This window comes from Haloferax sp. Atlit-12N (assembly GCF_003383095.1).
Classification (GTDB): domain Archaea; phylum Halobacteriota; class Halobacteria; order Halobacteriales; family Haloferacaceae; genus Haloferax.
In genome coordinates, this window is record NZ_PSYW01000002.1 from 541,325 (window position 1) to 556,329 (window position 15,005).

14 protein-coding genes and 1 tRNA gene are annotated in these 15,005 nt (G+C 67.4%); 4 read left to right on the top strand and 11 right to left on the bottom strand.

Annotation, left to right across the window (positions count from 1 at the left end; translation table 11 throughout):
* Positions 1–54: 54 nt before the first annotated feature.
* Entirely contained in the window at positions 55–1,173 is a 1,119-nt protein-coding gene (locus tag C5B90_RS11060) for a KaiC domain-containing protein (protein WP_115881476.1), read from the bottom strand.
* A 174-nt stretch (positions 1,174–1,347) separates the two neighbouring features.
* Here C5B90_RS11060 and C5B90_RS11065 point away from each other — a divergent pair, with 174 nt between their 5' ends.
* Positions 1,348–2,169, top strand: coding sequence for an NAD(+)/NADH kinase (locus tag C5B90_RS11065; protein WP_115881478.1), 822 nt, complete (start codon positions 1,348–1,350; stop codon positions 2,167–2,169).
* A gap of 18 nt (positions 2,170–2,187) precedes the next feature.
* Here C5B90_RS11065 and C5B90_RS11070 read toward each other — a convergent pair whose 3' ends face one another.
* Positions 2,188–2,940, bottom strand: a complete 753-nt coding sequence (locus C5B90_RS11070; RefSeq protein WP_115881480.1) for an SDR family oxidoreductase — start codon at positions 2,938–2,940, stop codon at positions 2,188–2,190.
* A 148-nt stretch (positions 2,941–3,088) separates the two neighbouring features.
* Complete coding sequence (carB, locus tag C5B90_RS11075; RefSeq protein WP_115881482.1) at positions 3,089–6,337, bottom strand: carbamoyl-phosphate synthase large subunit; 3,249 nt, start codon at positions 6,335–6,337, stop codon at positions 3,089–3,091.
* Positions 6,338–6,481: 144 nt separating this feature from the next.
* Here carB and C5B90_RS11080 point away from each other — a divergent pair, with 144 nt between their 5' ends.
* A complete protein-coding gene (locus C5B90_RS11080) occupies positions 6,482–7,504 on the top strand; it encodes a S66 peptidase family protein (protein WP_115881484.1) in 1,023 nt (340 codons plus the stop codon).
* A 24-nt stretch (positions 7,505–7,528) separates the two neighbouring features.
* Here the strand turns inward: C5B90_RS11080 and C5B90_RS11085 are convergent, their stop codons facing one another.
* The 3 genes from C5B90_RS11085 to C5B90_RS11095 form a co-directional block, all read right to left on the bottom strand.
* Positions 7,529–8,059: a DUF5815 family protein gene (locus C5B90_RS11085; RefSeq protein ID WP_004969680.1), complete on the bottom strand. Its 531-nt coding sequence runs from the start codon at positions 8,057–8,059 to the stop codon at positions 7,529–7,531.
* A gap of 157 nt (positions 8,060–8,216) precedes the next feature.
* The gene (locus C5B90_RS11090; RefSeq protein ID WP_008095666.1) at positions 8,217–8,468 is read right to left on the bottom strand and encodes a hypothetical protein; all 252 of its coding nucleotides are present in this window, start codon (positions 8,466–8,468) and stop codon (positions 8,217–8,219) included.
* A 165-nt stretch (positions 8,469–8,633) separates the two neighbouring features.
* Entirely contained in the window at positions 8,634–8,855 is a 222-nt protein-coding gene (locus tag C5B90_RS11095; RefSeq protein ID WP_058566783.1) for a hypothetical protein, read from the bottom strand.
* 138 nt (positions 8,856–8,993) lie between these two features.
* Here C5B90_RS11095 and eis point away from each other — a divergent pair, with 138 nt between their 5' ends.
* Positions 8,994–10,217, top strand: a complete 1,224-nt coding sequence (gene eis / locus C5B90_RS11100) for an enhanced intracellular survival protein Eis (protein ID WP_115881486.1) — start codon at positions 8,994–8,996, stop codon at positions 10,215–10,217.
* 76 nt (positions 10,218–10,293) lie between these two features.
* Positions 10,294–11,316: a sodium:calcium antiporter gene (locus C5B90_RS11105; RefSeq protein ID WP_115881488.1), complete on the top strand. Its 1,023-nt coding sequence runs from the start codon at positions 10,294–10,296 to the stop codon at positions 11,314–11,316.
* 42 nt (positions 11,317–11,358) lie between these two features.
* Here C5B90_RS11105 and C5B90_RS11110 read toward each other — a convergent pair whose 3' ends face one another.
* The 5 genes from C5B90_RS11110 to C5B90_RS11125 form a co-directional block, all read right to left on the bottom strand.
* Positions 11,359–13,041, bottom strand: coding sequence for a DUF3604 domain-containing protein (locus tag C5B90_RS11110; RefSeq protein WP_115881490.1), 1,683 nt, complete (start codon positions 13,039–13,041; stop codon positions 11,359–11,361).
* A gap of 182 nt (positions 13,042–13,223) precedes the next feature.
* Positions 13,224–13,352 (bottom strand): hypothetical protein, encoded by a 129-nt coding sequence (locus C5B90_RS21215; RefSeq protein WP_004042243.1) that lies wholly within the window; start codon positions 13,350–13,352, stop codon positions 13,224–13,226.
* 182 nt (positions 13,353–13,534) lie between these two features.
* A complete protein-coding gene (locus C5B90_RS11115) occupies positions 13,535–13,723 on the bottom strand; it encodes a hypothetical protein (protein WP_004975400.1) in 189 nt (62 codons plus the stop codon).
* Positions 13,724–14,049: 326 nt separating this feature from the next.
* Positions 14,050–14,123 (bottom strand) — tRNA-Ile (locus C5B90_RS11120).
* 183 nt (positions 14,124–14,306) lie between these two features.
* Positions 14,307–14,906, bottom strand: a complete 600-nt coding sequence (locus tag C5B90_RS11125; RefSeq protein WP_199517479.1) for an FxsA family protein — start codon at positions 14,904–14,906, stop codon at positions 14,307–14,309.
* Positions 14,907–15,005: the final 99 nt, after the last annotated feature.

Below are 15,005 nucleotides of genomic sequence, written 5' to 3' on the forward strand. Positions count from 1 at the left end.
GGAACGATACAGTCGGACACAGACCCTCCGTGAGCCGCGCGGCGAAACGCGGGCTCAGAAAATATTCGCCTGCTGGTAGACGCTGATGCCCTCGTTCGTGAGTTCGTAGGGCTTGGTCTCGCGGGAGTGGTTGGCGTCGCGTATCTTCTGAATCTCGATTGCGAGCCGCGTCTCGCGGAAGTCGTCGTTTCGGACGTACTGGAGAACGAACACGGCGTCGGAGAGGTACTCGACGATACCGTGTCTGGAGACGTAGGGGTTGGACTGGTCCGCCTCGGAGGTGAGCATCGTCGTCACCCCCGCGTCCTTCAGCGACCGCGTGAAGTTGAACACCTCGCTGCGGCGCTTCGAGGGGTGGTCGTACATCATCTCCAAAAGCGAGACGGAGTCGAGGACGAGCCGGTCGGCACCGAACTCCTCGACCAGCCGCGGGAGGTCGTTTCGGATGCTCGACAGGCTGTTCGCCATCTCCACGGGGTCGAGGTCGACGACGGCCAGTCGACCCTCGGCCTCGTGTTTCGAAAAGTCCCAGCCCTTCTCGTCGGCGGTGTCGAGGATGCGCTCGCGGCTCTCTTCGAGCGTGATGTAGACGCCGCTGTCGCCGTCTTCGAGCGCCTTCCGGAGGAACTGCAGGCCGAACGTCGTCTTGCCGGTCCCGGCGCTCCCGATAGTGACCATGAGCGACCGCTCGGGGACGCCGCCGAGAATCATGTCGTCGAGACCTTCGATACCGATGTCGATGCGGTCGATGTCGGAATCGAACTCCTCGTCGTCGAACGACGGCGGTTCCGACTCCCCCGGCCCCGGGCCGAATCCGAACTCGTCGCCGGACTGCTCGCCGCCGAGGCCGCCGCCCGCGTCGGGCATCGGCGCGTTCTCGAACGCCGTGGCGAAGTCGGTCGAAAACGGGTCGTCATCGCCGTCGAAGCGGTCGTCGTCACCGCCGAAGGGGGCGCGGTCATCGAACGACAGAGACTCTCCGCCGCTGTTCCCGGTCTCGGTGTCATCTTCCGACGGTTCGTCCGCGGGGTCCGCGACCGCATCGCTCTCGGGGGACCCGTCGGTCTCACCGTCGTCGCGCTGCTCGCTTTCGTCCGGGTCCGCGTCGTCTGCGTCGGTCTCGCCGTCGTCGCGCTCGCGGAGTGCTCGCTCGAACCAGTCGTCGTCACTCACGGGAGCCACCACCGAACGACAGCGCGGCCGGCGTCCGTGCCTGCCATCACCTCATGGTGGGCAGGCGTCGTGATGAACGTTTCCCGTGTTCGGAGCTACCGCGCGGCGTCGAGCGGAGACGGGGCCGGGCGACGTGACGGTGGGCTTTTGCCCGGGGACGCCAAACCGCGGTGCATGAAGGTCGGCATCGTCGCACAGAAAGGCAACAGCCGGGCCGCGTATCTCGCCGCGGACGCGAGCGAGGCGCTCGCCGAAGTCGACGCCGAGGCGGTCGTCGACGCGGCGACCGCCGAGAAGTTGGGCGTCGAGGGCGTCCCCGTCGAGTCGCTGGACGACTGCGACCTCGTAGTGAGCATCGGCGGCGACGGAACGTTTCTCTACGCCGCCCGCGGTGCCGACGGCGTCCCCATCCTCGGTGTCAACCTCGGCGAGGTCGGCTTCCTCAACGCGGTCTCGCCCGACGACGCCATCGACGAGGTGCTGGCCGAAGTCGCCGCGTTTCGGGAGGGGAGCCAGTCGATTCGGGAGGTCCCCAGAATCGTCGCCAGCGGCGACGGCTGGGAGATGGACCCATCGATGAACGAGGTCGTCGTCCACGGCCCGCGCCGGGGTCACGGCGGCGGCGCGGACTTGGAAGTCCGCGTGAACGGCTCCGTGTACTCCGGCGGCCACGCCGACGGCGTGCTCGTCACGACGCCCGCGGGCAGTTCCGCCTACAACCTCAGCGAGGGCGGGCCGCTCGTCCACCCCGGCGTCGAGGGACTCGTCGTCACCGAGATGGCGGCCGACGCGGGGATGCCGCCGCTCGTCGTCCCATTGGATGCTGCGGTGACCGTCAGCGTCACCGGCGCGCCGTCGTCGGTCGTCGTCGGCGACGGCCGGACCCGACGGACGGTGTCGCCGCCGACGGAGATTCACATCGAGCGGTCCGACTCGCCGGTCCGACTCGCCGGTCCGACCTCTGACTTCTTCGAAGCGCTCGGAAAACTCGACTGAGCGCGCTGCCGCGGTCGGCTACTCCGCAAGTTCTCGTTCGCCCTCGTCCCCCGACGCCTCGGCGCGGGGGAGCGGCGTCCAGTCGATGTCGACCACGTTGTCCGCCCGCCCGCGGAGTCCTGGCCGAGAGACGACCTCGAACGTCCGGTTTTCGGTCTCGCGGGTGAAAAGCGAGTGCGCGAGGACGTTCGCCACGTCCGCGCGGGGGACGCTTCCGCAGACCGAGTCGCCGCCCTCGCCGACGACCACGTCGGCGGTCGCGGGGGCGTCGGTGAGCGCGCCGGGCCTGATAATCGTGTGGTCGAGCGGCGCGTCTCGAAGCCGCGTCTCGCTTCGTTCCTTCGCCGAGAGGACGCCCGACGCGGTGAGAAGCGCGCGGAGCGACAGCGGGAGTCCGCCCTTCGAGTCGCCGACGCCGATGGAGGACATAAGAACGAACCGCTGCGCGCCGGAGGCGGTCGCGGCGTCCACGAGGTTGACGACGCCCGCGCCGTCGACGAGGTCGCCGCGGATGGTTTCGAGTCCCGCCGAGACGCCGACCGCGGAGACGACGGCGTCGGCGTCGAGAACCGCCCGCCGGGCGTCGTCGGGGTCGAGGAGGTCGCCGACGACGACCTCGTCTGCACCGCGCGCTCGGAGGTCGGATTCGGCGTCGGTGTCGCGGGTCAGCGCCCTGACGACGAGGGGCGTCTCGGCCAGCGCATCGAGGACGTGTCGGCCGGTCCGACCCGTCGCACCGGCGAGGAGGACGCGACCGCGATTGCGTGCCATACCCGCGCATGGGGGCGGGGCTCAATAACCTTCGGGAACGCGTCAAAAGTCCGGGTCGGCGGCGGCGGTCGCCGGCCGAGGAAAGAAGAATCGGGTCGGCGGCGAGTCGAAGAATCGAGTCGAGTGGGTCGCGCGCCGTACTGGTTCCTTACTGGCCCCAGTTGGCGACGACGCGCGGGCGCTCGCCGACCGGGAGCACGTCGATGTCCTCGTCGGCCGCGCCGCGCGCTTCGAGGGCCGCCTTCGCGGAGGCGTACGTCGAGAAGTAGCTGACCTCCTCTTCGACGCAGTCGATGAGCGTCTCGCGGTCGCGGGAGACGACGAAGTCGAAGTTATCCTCGCGGAGCATCGTGAGGAAGTCGTCGACGTCCCCGGGCGTGAGCACCTCGTAGTACTCGCCGAAGGCGTCGAGCAGTTCCTGTCCGGCCTCGCTGTCGGCGTCGGGGAACTCGGGGTCCGCGAGGTCGACGTAGATGGTGCCGTCGGCCGGAATCGGGTCGTTAGCCGCCGACTGAGCCTTCTCGTAGGCCTTGCCGAACGAGGTCGCGGTGCCCATGACCTCGCCCGTGGACTTCATCTCCGGGCCGAGACGTGGGTCCGAACCCGGCAGGCGGTCGAACGGGAGGACGACCTCCTTGACCGACACCTGCTCGGGAATCTGCTCGCTCACGTCGAGGTCGGCAAGCGAGTTGCCGGCCATGACTTTCGCCGCGAGCTTTGCGATTGGGACGCCCGTCGCCTTCGAGACGAACGGGACGGTGCGCGAGGAACGCGGGTTGGCTTCGAGGACGTACACGTCGTTCGAGCCCTCCTCGTTCTGCTTGACCGCGAGTTGGACGTTCATCAGGCCGACCGTGTCGAGGGCGCTGGCGATGTCCTCCGTGACCTCGCGGACGCGGGCCATCGTCTCGTCGTCGAGCGAGCGCGGCGGAATCATACACGCGGAGTCGCCGGAGTGGACGCCGGCGGCCTCGACGTGTTCCATCACGCCGCCGATGAGGACGTTCTCGCCGTCGGAGACGGCGTCAACGTCGAGTTCGACGCCGTCGGCGAGGAACTCGTCGATAAGGATGGGCTTGTCGGGGGAGACGCGAACGGCCTCCTCGATGTACTCCTTGAGGTCCTCGTCGGAGTGGACGATTTCCATCGCGCGGCCGCCGAGGACGTACGACGGGCGAACGAGCACGGGGTAGCCGAGGTCGTTTGCGAGGTCGAGCGCCTCTTCCTCGCTGGTCGCGGAGCCGCCTTCGGGCTGGAGGATGCCGAGGTCGTCCATCAGGCGGTTGAAGCGGTCGCGGTCCTCGGCGAGGTCCATCGCGTCGATGGTCGTGCCGAGAATCTCGCAGTCGACGCCGCGGCGCTTGAGTTCCGATTCGAGCGGGTGACCGATGTTGACCGAGGTCTGGCCGCCGAACTGGAGCATGACGCCGTCGGCGTCGATGGCCTCGATGACGTCGGCGACCTCTTCTGCCGTAATGGGCTCGAAGAACAGGCCGTCGGAGGTGTCGTAGTCCGTCGACACCGTCTCGGGGTTGTTGTTGACGACGTGCGCGTCGATGCCCATGTCGCGGAGCGCCTGCACCGCGTGGACCGAACAGTAGTCGAACTCGACGCCCTGTCCGATGCGGATGGGACCGCCGCCGACGACGACGACGCTCTCCATATCGCGGTCGACGCGGAGTTCGTTACCCGCCGAGTCGCCCTCGAAGGGCCCGCGGAAGAACTCGGGCTTGCGTGCGGAGTAGTAGTACGGCGTCTGCGCGGCGAACTCGCCGGCGCAGGTGTCGACCTGCTTGTAGGTGCGGCCGGGGACGTTCTGTTCGACCTCGCCGACGCTCGTGCCGGTCGCCGCGGCGATGCTGGCGTTGGTGTGGCCGGCGGAGGCGGCGGCGGCGAAGCCGCCATCGGAGGCGGCCTCGACCGCTTCGACGACGCGGCCGAAGCGCTCGACGTACCACTCGTGGATGTCGGTCAGTTCGACCACGTCCTCCGTGGTGTAGCCGCGCTCGAACGCCTCGAAGATGGCGTACGGACGGTCGGGAGTCGGTTTTTCGAGGTACTCAGCTTCGAGCTCCTCGTCGGACACTTCGTCCCAGTCGGCGGCGGGGTCGTACTCGGACGAGCGGAGCGCCTTCAGAAGCGACTCCTCGAAAGTGCGCCCGATAGACATCGCCTCGCCGGTGGACTTCATGGCCGTCGAGAGCTCGAAGTCCACGTCGGTGAACTTGTCCTTGGGCCACCGCGGGACCTTCGTGACCACGTAGTCGATTGCGGGTTCGAAGGCGGCGGTGGTCTCGCCGGTGATTTCGTTGGTAATCTCGTGGAGGCGCTTGCCGAGTGCGACCTTCGCCGTGACGCGGGCGATGGGGTAACCGGTCGCCTTGGATGCGAGCGCGGAGGACCGCGAGACGCGCGGGTTCACCTCGACGACGCGGTACTCGCCGCCGGGCGTGCCGTCGTCGTGCCACGCGAACTGGATGTTACAGCCGCCCTGAATGCCGAGTTCGCGGATGACCTGGAGCGCGGCGTCGCGCATCTCCTGGTGGCCCTCGTCGGGGATGACCTGCGAGGGCGTGACGACGGTGGACTCGCCGGTGTGAATCCCCATCGGGTCGATGTTCTCCATGTTGCAGATGATGATACACGAGTCGTCGGCGTCGCGCATCACCTCGTATTCGAGTTCGACCCACCCGGAGATGGACTCCGTGATGAGCACCTCGCTGTTGCGCGAGAGGCGAAGTCCCTTGCGGACGCGGGAGACGAGTTCGTCCATCTCGTGGACGACGCCGGAGCCGGAACCGCCGAGCGTATAGGTCGTCCGCGAGATGACCGGCAGGCCGCCGACGGCGTCGACGGAGTCTTCGACGCGCTCTACGAGGGCCTCCTCGGTGATGTTCTCGACCGCCTCGCCTTCCTCCAGCGAGATGGTCGTCGACTTCGGGACGGGCTGGCCGATTTTCTCCATGCGCTGGCGGAAGAGGTCGCGGTCCTCCGTCGCGTAGATGGTGTCGAGCGGCGTGCCCATGATATCCACGTCGAACTCCTCGAGGACGCCTTCCTCTGCGAGTTCGGCCGTGACGTTGAGTCCGGTCTGACCGCCCAGTCCGGCGATGACGCCGTCGGGGCGCTCGCGTTCGATAATCTCGGAGATGGCCTCGGTCGTGATGGGCTCGATGTAGACCTTGTCGGCCATCTCGGGGTCGGTCATGATGGTCGCGGGGTTCGAGTTGACGAGGACAACTCGCGCGCCTTCCTCTCGGAGCGCGCGGCAGGCCTGCGCGCCGGAGTAGTCGAATTCCGCCGCCTGTCCAATCTGGATTGGGCCGCTTCCGATGAGCAAAATCGTCCGGTCCTCTGTGCCTTGCTGAGGTCCGGTCGAGGTGTCCTCGTCAGTCATCGTCGGAATCCAATCCGCACATCGTAATAAGTCCGGCGAAAAATTACGAGGTCCGAAACTCGATTGCGAATTTCGAAAAGGTCACCGAACGGCGCTGTCGCGGCCGGGGAAGGCTTTTGACGGGGATCCGAGTATCGGCTACGCATGCCCGCGGTATTCACGACGCCGCCGCCGCTCGACGCCGGGAGCCGGGTCGCGGTCGTCGCGCCGTCGCGTCCCATCGACGAGTCACACTTGGACCGCGCGTGCGCGCGACTCCGCGACGTGTTCTCGCTTGACCCGGTCGTCTTCGAGTCCGCCCGCCGCGATTGGGAGTGGCTCCGGAACAACCCGGCGGCGCGCGCGGAGGACGTGATGGAGGCCTTCGAGGACCCGTCGATACGCGGCGTTATCGCCGTCACCGGCGGCGACGACCAGCTTCGAATCCTTCCGCATCTCGACCCGGCGCGGCTGACCGCGTCGCCGACGCGTTTCTTCGGCTTCAGCGACAACGACAACCTCCGGCTGTTCCTCTGGAACCACGGCATCGTGAGCTACGGCGCGACGCTCCACCCGACGCTCACCGTGGACCCCGAAATCCACCCGTACGTCGAGCGATACCTCCGGCGGGCGTTCTTCGAGCGCTCCATCGGCGTCGTCGAACCCGCCCCGGAGTGGACCGACGACTGGTTCGACTTCGACACCGAAGAACCGAGAGAGTGGCACGACAATCCGGGGCGGACGTGGCGGGGCGACGACCGCGTGACGGGTCGGCTCTGGGGCGCCAACTTCAGCATCCTGAAGTGGCATCTCCAGACCGGTCGCTACCTCCCCGACCCCGAGGAACTGGACGGCGCGGTGCTCGCGCTCGAAACCTCGGAGGACGTGCCGCTGCCCCGAGAAGTCCGGTACACGCTGCGGGCGATGGGCGAACGCGGGCTGTTAGAACGGTTCGACGGCGTCGTGGTCGGTCGCCCGCGAACGTACTCGCCCGGACTGGAGTGGGAACCGCCGGCCGACTACGGCGCGCAGCTCCGCGCGGAGGTCCTGTCGGTCCTCGACGCGTACAACCCCGACGCGACCGCGGTGTTCGACGTGGAGTTCGGCCACGCCGACCCGACGGTCCCGCTTCCGCTCGGCGCGAAGGCGACCCTGGACCCGACGGTAGAGCGGCTTCGAATCGACTGAAAAGCAGGGCGCTCGGCCCGCGCGCTACATGTAGGGTTCGGGGTCGAGGTCGCGCTGGGCGCGGTACTGGTCGACGAACTCGCTCACGTCGAACTGCAGCATCTTCGACTCGAACTCCGAGACGACGTCGTCGTCGTCGGCGTGGCTGACGGCGTGTTCCATCAGTTCCACGACGAGTTCGACGATTATCTCGTGGAGCCTTCGAGAATCGAAATCGGTCACCCAGACGATACCCGCGCCGAGTTCGCCGTCCTCGGACACGTCTTCGGAGACGACGGCCTCGGGGAACTCCTCGAGGACGATGCCCATGAGGTGGGCCGTCCCGAACTCGGGCATGTCGTCGCTCGTGGTCTCGATGGTCTCCTGAAGGATTTCGACGAGGAACTCCGGGAGGAAACGGTCGGGCGGGTGAACGTCCATGACGACGGCGTGGCTGTCGCCGCACGGACAGTCGAACTCCCGTTTGCCCAAGTCGAGTTCCCGGACGCGCTTCGTCTCGCCGCAGGGGAGGTCCAAGACGGCCCCGCGGCCGCCGGGAACGCTCGGTTCAGACATACCCGTGGGTTGCGGTTCTCTCCGTTTAAACGTCGCGTTCTTCGGAATCGTCGCGAGCGAAAAACGAGTCGCGGACCGTCCGTTGCGGTCGGTCGGTCCGTCGTACTGTCGGCGAAAAACGGCGGTGAGTCGGGCGAAGCCGCCCGTCGGCGTCCCCTCAGCGACGGCCCGAGACGTAGACGATGGGGCCGACGATGAGGAGCGCAATCCCGAGGAACAGGTAGTGAGCCTTGCCCAGCGACACCGGGGTCAGAAGGAAGATGAGCCCGAACACCGTGGTGTTGATACCGAGGATCTGCCGGGACTTCAGCGGCAGCGTTCCAACCGTCGACAGGATGAACACGAGCAACAGCGCCTGCCCGATGTTGTAGTCGAGCAGGAAGGTGTCTACGAGCTGAAGGGGAAGCATTCTTGTTTTCTCGGTCGGTTCGAATCGACTATCAAAGTTCCGTTATTCTCGTTGGAAACCGGCGGTCGAACCCCCCGATATTGGGGCAACCGGGCGGTCGGCGCGGTCTTCGGAGTCGGTGAACACCGCTGTCGGCGCGGGTGACGCCCGACGGACGGGGGCGCGCTACTCGGCCGGGCCGGTGATGTCGAGCGGGCGAATCCACCCGTACCAGACGACGAGCACCATGCCCGCGTAGCCGACGACGAACACGACCATCCCGAGGTCGTTGTAGCCGGCCTCACCGAGGAGGCGGCGCGCCACGCCCGGGAGGACGATGCCGAGCGTCACGACCGCCGCGAGGAGGAGGTTCCCCCGCGACAGAAACGACTGCTTCGTCTCGCTCATGTGCAGGGCTCGGGACCGAGGCGACGTGAATCGCACGGTTCGGGAAGCGGCCTTCGACCCCCGTCTCGACGCGCCGAATCGCTCGACTGCGCGCCCGCGGCACCGAAAACCTATATCGTCCCCCGACGCACCGCGGGTATGCACCTCCGTCCCCTCCCCGAGGAGCACCGCGAGACGTACCGCGAGTTCCTCAACTACGCCTTCCGCCCCGAGAACGGCCCCGACTGGTCGGACGAGCGAGTCCCTGACCCCGAGGGCTACCACCCGCGAGGGTTCTACGACGCCCCGCCCGACGCGCCCGTCGGGGACCTCGGCGCGGCCGACCTGCGGACGGTGTGTGCCTTCTACGACTTCACGGCCCGGGTCCGCGGCGAGTGGCACCCGCTCCCCGGTATCTCGGCGGTCGCGTCACCTCCAGAGGCGCGCCGACAGGGCCACGTCGCCGCGATGCTCGACGACCTCCTCGCGGAGTTCCGCGACACCGGCCGGTATCTCTCGGCGCTCTGGCCGTTCGAGTACGCCTTCTACCGCCGATTCGGCTGGGCAACGGCGAACAACTACGCGAAGACGACGGTTCCGCCCGACGAACTCGGGGCGGTCGCCGCCGACCCAGACGGGGAGTTCGTCCGCCTCGACGCCGACGACTGGGCCCGGGTCAAGGACGTGCACACCGCCGCGGCGACAGAAGACCTCGCGGTGGACCGAAGCGAGGGCTGGATTCGCCACCGACTGTTCCGCGGCTGGGACGGCGACCCGTTCGTCTACGGCTGGGAGCGAGACGGCGACCTCCGCGGCTACGTCGTCTACGACGTGAGCGGCGACTGGGAGTCGCGGACGCTGTCCGTGGGCGAGCTCGTCGCGGTCGACGCCGAGGCCCGCGCACAGCTGTTTCGGTTCCTGCGGGACCACGACTCGCAGGTCGACGAGGTCGTCCTCTCGTCGGAACACGAATCGACCCGGCTCATCGACGGCCTGACCGACCCGCGGGCGGCGACGGTCGAAATCAAGCCTGGGCCGATGGTCCGTATCGTGGACGTGCCGGCCGCCCTCGAAGCGGTGTCGTTCCCCGGCGACGCCGCCTGCGACCTCGTTCTCGCGGTCGCCGACGACCGCTGCGACTGGAACGACGGGTCGTTCCGGGTCGCCGTCGACGATGGCGCGGCGAGCGTCGAATCAGTTGGTGACGACACCAATCCGGACGCGACCGTCGAAATCGGGGCGCTCTCGCAACTCCTCGTCGGCGCGCGGACCGTCGAGGCGCTCGCGCGCACCGACCGCCTCTCGGTCACCGGAGAGGAGGCGGCCGACGCCCTCGCCTCGGTGTTCACGGAGCGGGACCGCTACCTGCGCGAGGGGTTCTGAGTGGACGAGTCGAACCGAAATCAGCCGACGTAGCCAGTCGGGTCGGTTTTTTCCCACCGGCCGCCGAAGTGCGGGCGTGGCATCAGTTCCGGTTCTCGTCGCGTTCACAGCCGCCGGCGCGATTCTCGCGTGGAAGGGCGGCGACATGCTCGTGCAGGCCTCGGACCGTTTGGGCGCGTACTACGGACTCCCCGCCATCGTGCAGGGAGCCATCATCGCCGCCGTGGGGTCGAGTTTCCCCGAGCTATCGAGCATCGTCATCGCCACGGTCCGGTACCAGTCGTTCGACATCGGCGTCGGCGCGGTCGTCGGGTCGGCCGTCTACAACATCCTCATCATCCCGTCCGTGTCGGCGATGGTCGGCGAGGGCGGACGGCTCGCCTCGAACCGCGACCTCGTCTACAAGGAGGCGCAGTTCTACCTGCTTTCTATCGCCGTCCTCGTGCTCACCTTCTCGCTCGCGGTCATCTACCGGCCCGCGGCGGACACCGCGAGCCTCGACGGGTTCGTGAGTCCCGCGCTCGCGCTCATCCCGCTGGCGCTGTACGGCCTGTACCTGTTCATGCAGTACCATGACACGCTGGAGCACCGCGCCGAACTCACCGCCGCCGTCAACGACGTGGACCCGAGACGCGAATGGGCCGCTCTCGTGGCGTCGCTCGCGGTTATCCTCGTCGGGGCCGAACTGCTCGTCCGCGCGGCGGTCGGCCTCGGCGACGCCTTCGGCACGTCACCGTTCCTCTGGGGGCTGACGGTCGTCGCCGCCGGCACGAGCCTCCCCGACACGTTCGTCAGCGTCGCGGCCGCCCGGCAGGGAAACGCGCCGATGAGCCTCGCCAACGTCTTCGGGAGCAACGTGTTCGCGCTCCTCGTCGCCCTCCCGGTCGGCATCCTCGTCGCCGGGGGCGCGGTCATCGCCTTCGAGGAGGTCGTCCCGATGATGAGCTTCCTCACGGGCGCGTCGGTCGTCTTCTTCGCCGTCCTCCGGACCGAGATGGCGCTGACGCGCGGCGAGTCGTACGTCCTCCTCGGAACCTACGCGCTGTTCGTCGCGTGGCTGGTCGCAGAAAGCCTCGGCGTGACGAGGTTCCTCGCCTGAGCGGCCGACCGGTCGCGAGCGCGGCCGCCGCGAGCGCCGCCCTCAGTCCGGCGGTTCGACCCAGACCGGGCCCACCCACGCGGTCCCGGGGAACTCGCAGTCCCGCGGGACCTGGGTAATCCGGAGGTAGTACGCGTCGGCGGCCGAGCGCCGGTCGTCGTCCCAGACCGTCCCCTCGACCGGGTCGTCGTCGGTCCACGAGACGGACGTCGTGTACGCCGAAAGCGGCGCGTCGGGGTCCGAGGTAATCGCCTGCGACCGCCACGTCTCGCCGTTTTTCACGACCTCGACGCGTTCGAGCGGGGCGGTCCCCGCGACCTCGATGTCGACCTCGCGGAGTTCGTCTCGGGCGGCGAGGCGGAGCGAACTGTCGTTCTGCCCGGGTTCGACGCCCCCGACGGAGAGAGACGCGAGGATGCGGTGCGGCTGGGTCGTCCCGTAGACGCGGCGGCTCCGGAGGCTCTCGAACACCGCCTCGCGGGTGAGTTCGGGCGCGCGGAACGCCGAGAGACCGCCCGGGTAGCTCCGCTCGTTCCAGACACGCCAGATGCTCGACCAGCCGACGCCGTCTTCGACCCACTCGCGAACGGAGGGGAGGTGCGGGTCGGCGTGGATGAGCGAGTGCCCGGGGTGCGGGCCGTGGTAGTCCGCGCCCGCGACGAGGCCGACCCGGTGGCCCATCGAGAGCGCGTCGCGGACGAAGTGGCCCGACTCGCCGGTCTCGCCGCGACCCATCGCCAGCGGAAACGGGTTCCCCTCGTCGCCCGGGAGTTCGCCCGACCCCCACTGCGAGTACACCTCGACGAGCGGCGCGAGTTCGTCGTCGTACTCGACGGCCGAGAAGTCGAAGGGGTACATGCGTTCGGTCGGGTGATGCGGAATCGTCACGACCCGCGAGTCGCGGGTCGACTCGAACTCGCGGAGGCGACTCCAGAGCTTCTCGTAGGTGTCCGTCGTCCCGCCGCGGGAGTCCAGAAGGACGGCGTCGTCGGCGTCCTCGAAGTAGACGTTGACGTGGCCGCCGCAGTTGGGCTGTTTCGTCCACTCGTAGCCGACGAGCGTCACGAACTCGTCTGGGTCGTTAAACCGGTCGGCGACGCGGCGCGACCGGTCGAAGTACCACCCGTGCATGAGGGCGCGCTGGAGCGACGGCGGGATGAAAAACCCCATCGTGTCGTGGTCGGTGTAGGCGACGACGTCGAGGTCCATCGCGTCGCGGCCGAACCGATACCCCTTCTTCAAGTTCCCCGTGCCGTCCGAGAGCCGCGAGTGCAGGTGGATATCACCCCAGTAGACGCGCTCGTCGGGGGAGTCGGCGGAGACGGACACGGGGTTCGAGACGTACCGTTCGTCGAACCCGGGCCGCGAAAAGGTCAGGTAGTGGACGCCGGGCGTCTCGAAGGAGACGGCGTCGGCGAGTCTGACGTAGCCCTCGTCGTCGCCGGCGAGGGAGACGCGGTCTGGATACGTCGCAGTATCGTCCGTCGCAGACACCCGTAGGTCGCCGTCGTACGCGCCGTGGAGTCGTTCGTACTCGTCCCACACCTGTACTGTGAGGTCGAGCGACTCGCCGACCGCGACGGTCGACGGCAGGACCGCGTGGATGCGGTCGAGCGACCCGGTTCGACTGCGCAACAGGTCGCGGACGGACGGCCGCCGCTCGGCGAAGACGCGCATCGTCTCCGCGAACTTCCCGAGGGTTCCGGTGGGCTCGGCGTCGAACACGCGAGAGGCTACGGACGCGTCGCTAAAGAAGGACGAGGCCGACGAGCACGACGGCGAACCCACTCACGGGTACAGTCGCTCAGAAAACGGAAAACGGACTCGCCGCAAACAGGGCAAGTTGCGGCGAGCGGGGTTGATGATGACCGCACGCGCGGTCAGGGGTCGAGGGGGTCCGAATCCTGTCAGTCGCCGGGCGTGTTACCACGCTGGTACCGGCCGACCATCTTCCACATCGCCGCGTCGAGGTCCTCACCGTCGGCGGCGGACTCAATCTGGCGGTACAGGTGTTCGGAGACGTCGATGGTTGGCATCACCAACACGTATGGCGTGTACGGGTTTAATACTACTGGGATACAGAACTGAGTAAATTTGTTCGGATAGGTCGCTCGCCGAACCGCTGAATCGATAGACAGCGCGGCCCCTCGAACGAACGAGACGGTGATAGTCGAGAGAAACTCGGATTCGAAGACCTGACGGAAGTTCGAGTAGTCGGCTACTGCCGCGCCTGCCGGAGCGACGCACCGTCGAAGCGCTTCAACGCGAGTTCTCCCGCTTCGAGCGGGTCGACGGGCGTGTCGTGTTCGTCGTCCATGTGTTCCATCACGAGAACGCCGACGCCCTCGCGGGAGTCGGCCGTGGAGGTGTGGCCGCACCCGTACAGACAGGTGAGTTCGTATTCCATGTTATTCGGTACCACAATCTATTGCGTGATATAGATTTCTCCGTATTCGTCCGCCCGACCAGCCAGGTACTGATAAGTTTGGACGAATATGTGCAAATAGATGTTTGTTTGTTCGAGGTAATCGAGTATTTGAGTTAAACATTAGCTATCTTCTGTGCCGAGGCAGTTGTGCTCGGTCGAGGCTGTCGAGTGTTCACCGCTGATTCGTCCCGAGGACACGAACGATGGACCGAACACTCTCTCGGTCAGTAGTATCCGCAGAAGTTGGGTGGCCGGGGAGTTTGAGCCCCTAACTCGCATCGGCAACGAATCGTTGCCAACGGGAGTGGGCCAACGCGGATTTGAACCGCGGGCCTCCCGGTTATCAGCCGAGCGCTCAACCTGACTGAGCTATTGGCCCAGGTAAGCGCATTCACTCGTTGTGCGCTGTTGATTTTAAGACTTTCTTTTCGGAGGCGCGTTGGTGCGTGTTAGTGAATGTCGGCGTCGTCGGTCGATTGCGGGACCGGAATTGCGAGCAAATCGCGCGGCTACGTGCGTACAACCCGCCGACGAGAACCGATACGAGAAGAGAACCGACGCGCTACTTGGAGTCGTTGCCGTCGCCGTCGAACCGGTAGGAGTCGGGGTCGGCGTCGTAGACGCCGTCGCCGCCGCTACTCCCGCTACTGCCGGTCCCACTGCTTCCGCCCGAACCGTTTCCACCGCTCGGGCCGGGCGAACCACCGGGGCCACCGGGACCGCCGGGACCGAAGTCGCCCTGCGGGAAGCCGGTCGTCCAGACGTTGCCGGTGACGAAGCCGTCGGCGCGCTTGTCGAGGTACGGCTTGACGACGAAGCGCTTGAGCACCTCGCGGATGGGGTACCGAGTCACCGGGATGGCGAGCAGGAAGCCGATGGTGTCGGTGACGAGCCCCGGCGTGAGGAGGAACGCGCCCGCGGCGATGAGCAGGCCGCCGTCCATGACCTCGTTCGTCGGGAGGTCGCCCCCGGCGAACTTCGACTGGAGGCTTCTGAGGGTGTGTCGCCCCTCGGCGCGGACGATGAGCATCCCGACGAGCCCGGTCAGGACGACGAGCGCGACCGTCGGCACGAGGTTGATGTACTGCGCGACGACCACGAGTAGCAACGCGTCGGAGAGGGGGATGAGGAGCAAGAGCGCCATCAGCGTGCGCGTTCGCATGGGCGACACTACCGGGTCGCGACCCATAGCCCTTTTGTCCCGCCCGCGGCGCGCCGGCCTCCCGAATCCGTCCGCGATGGCCGTCGAGGAACTCGCGCG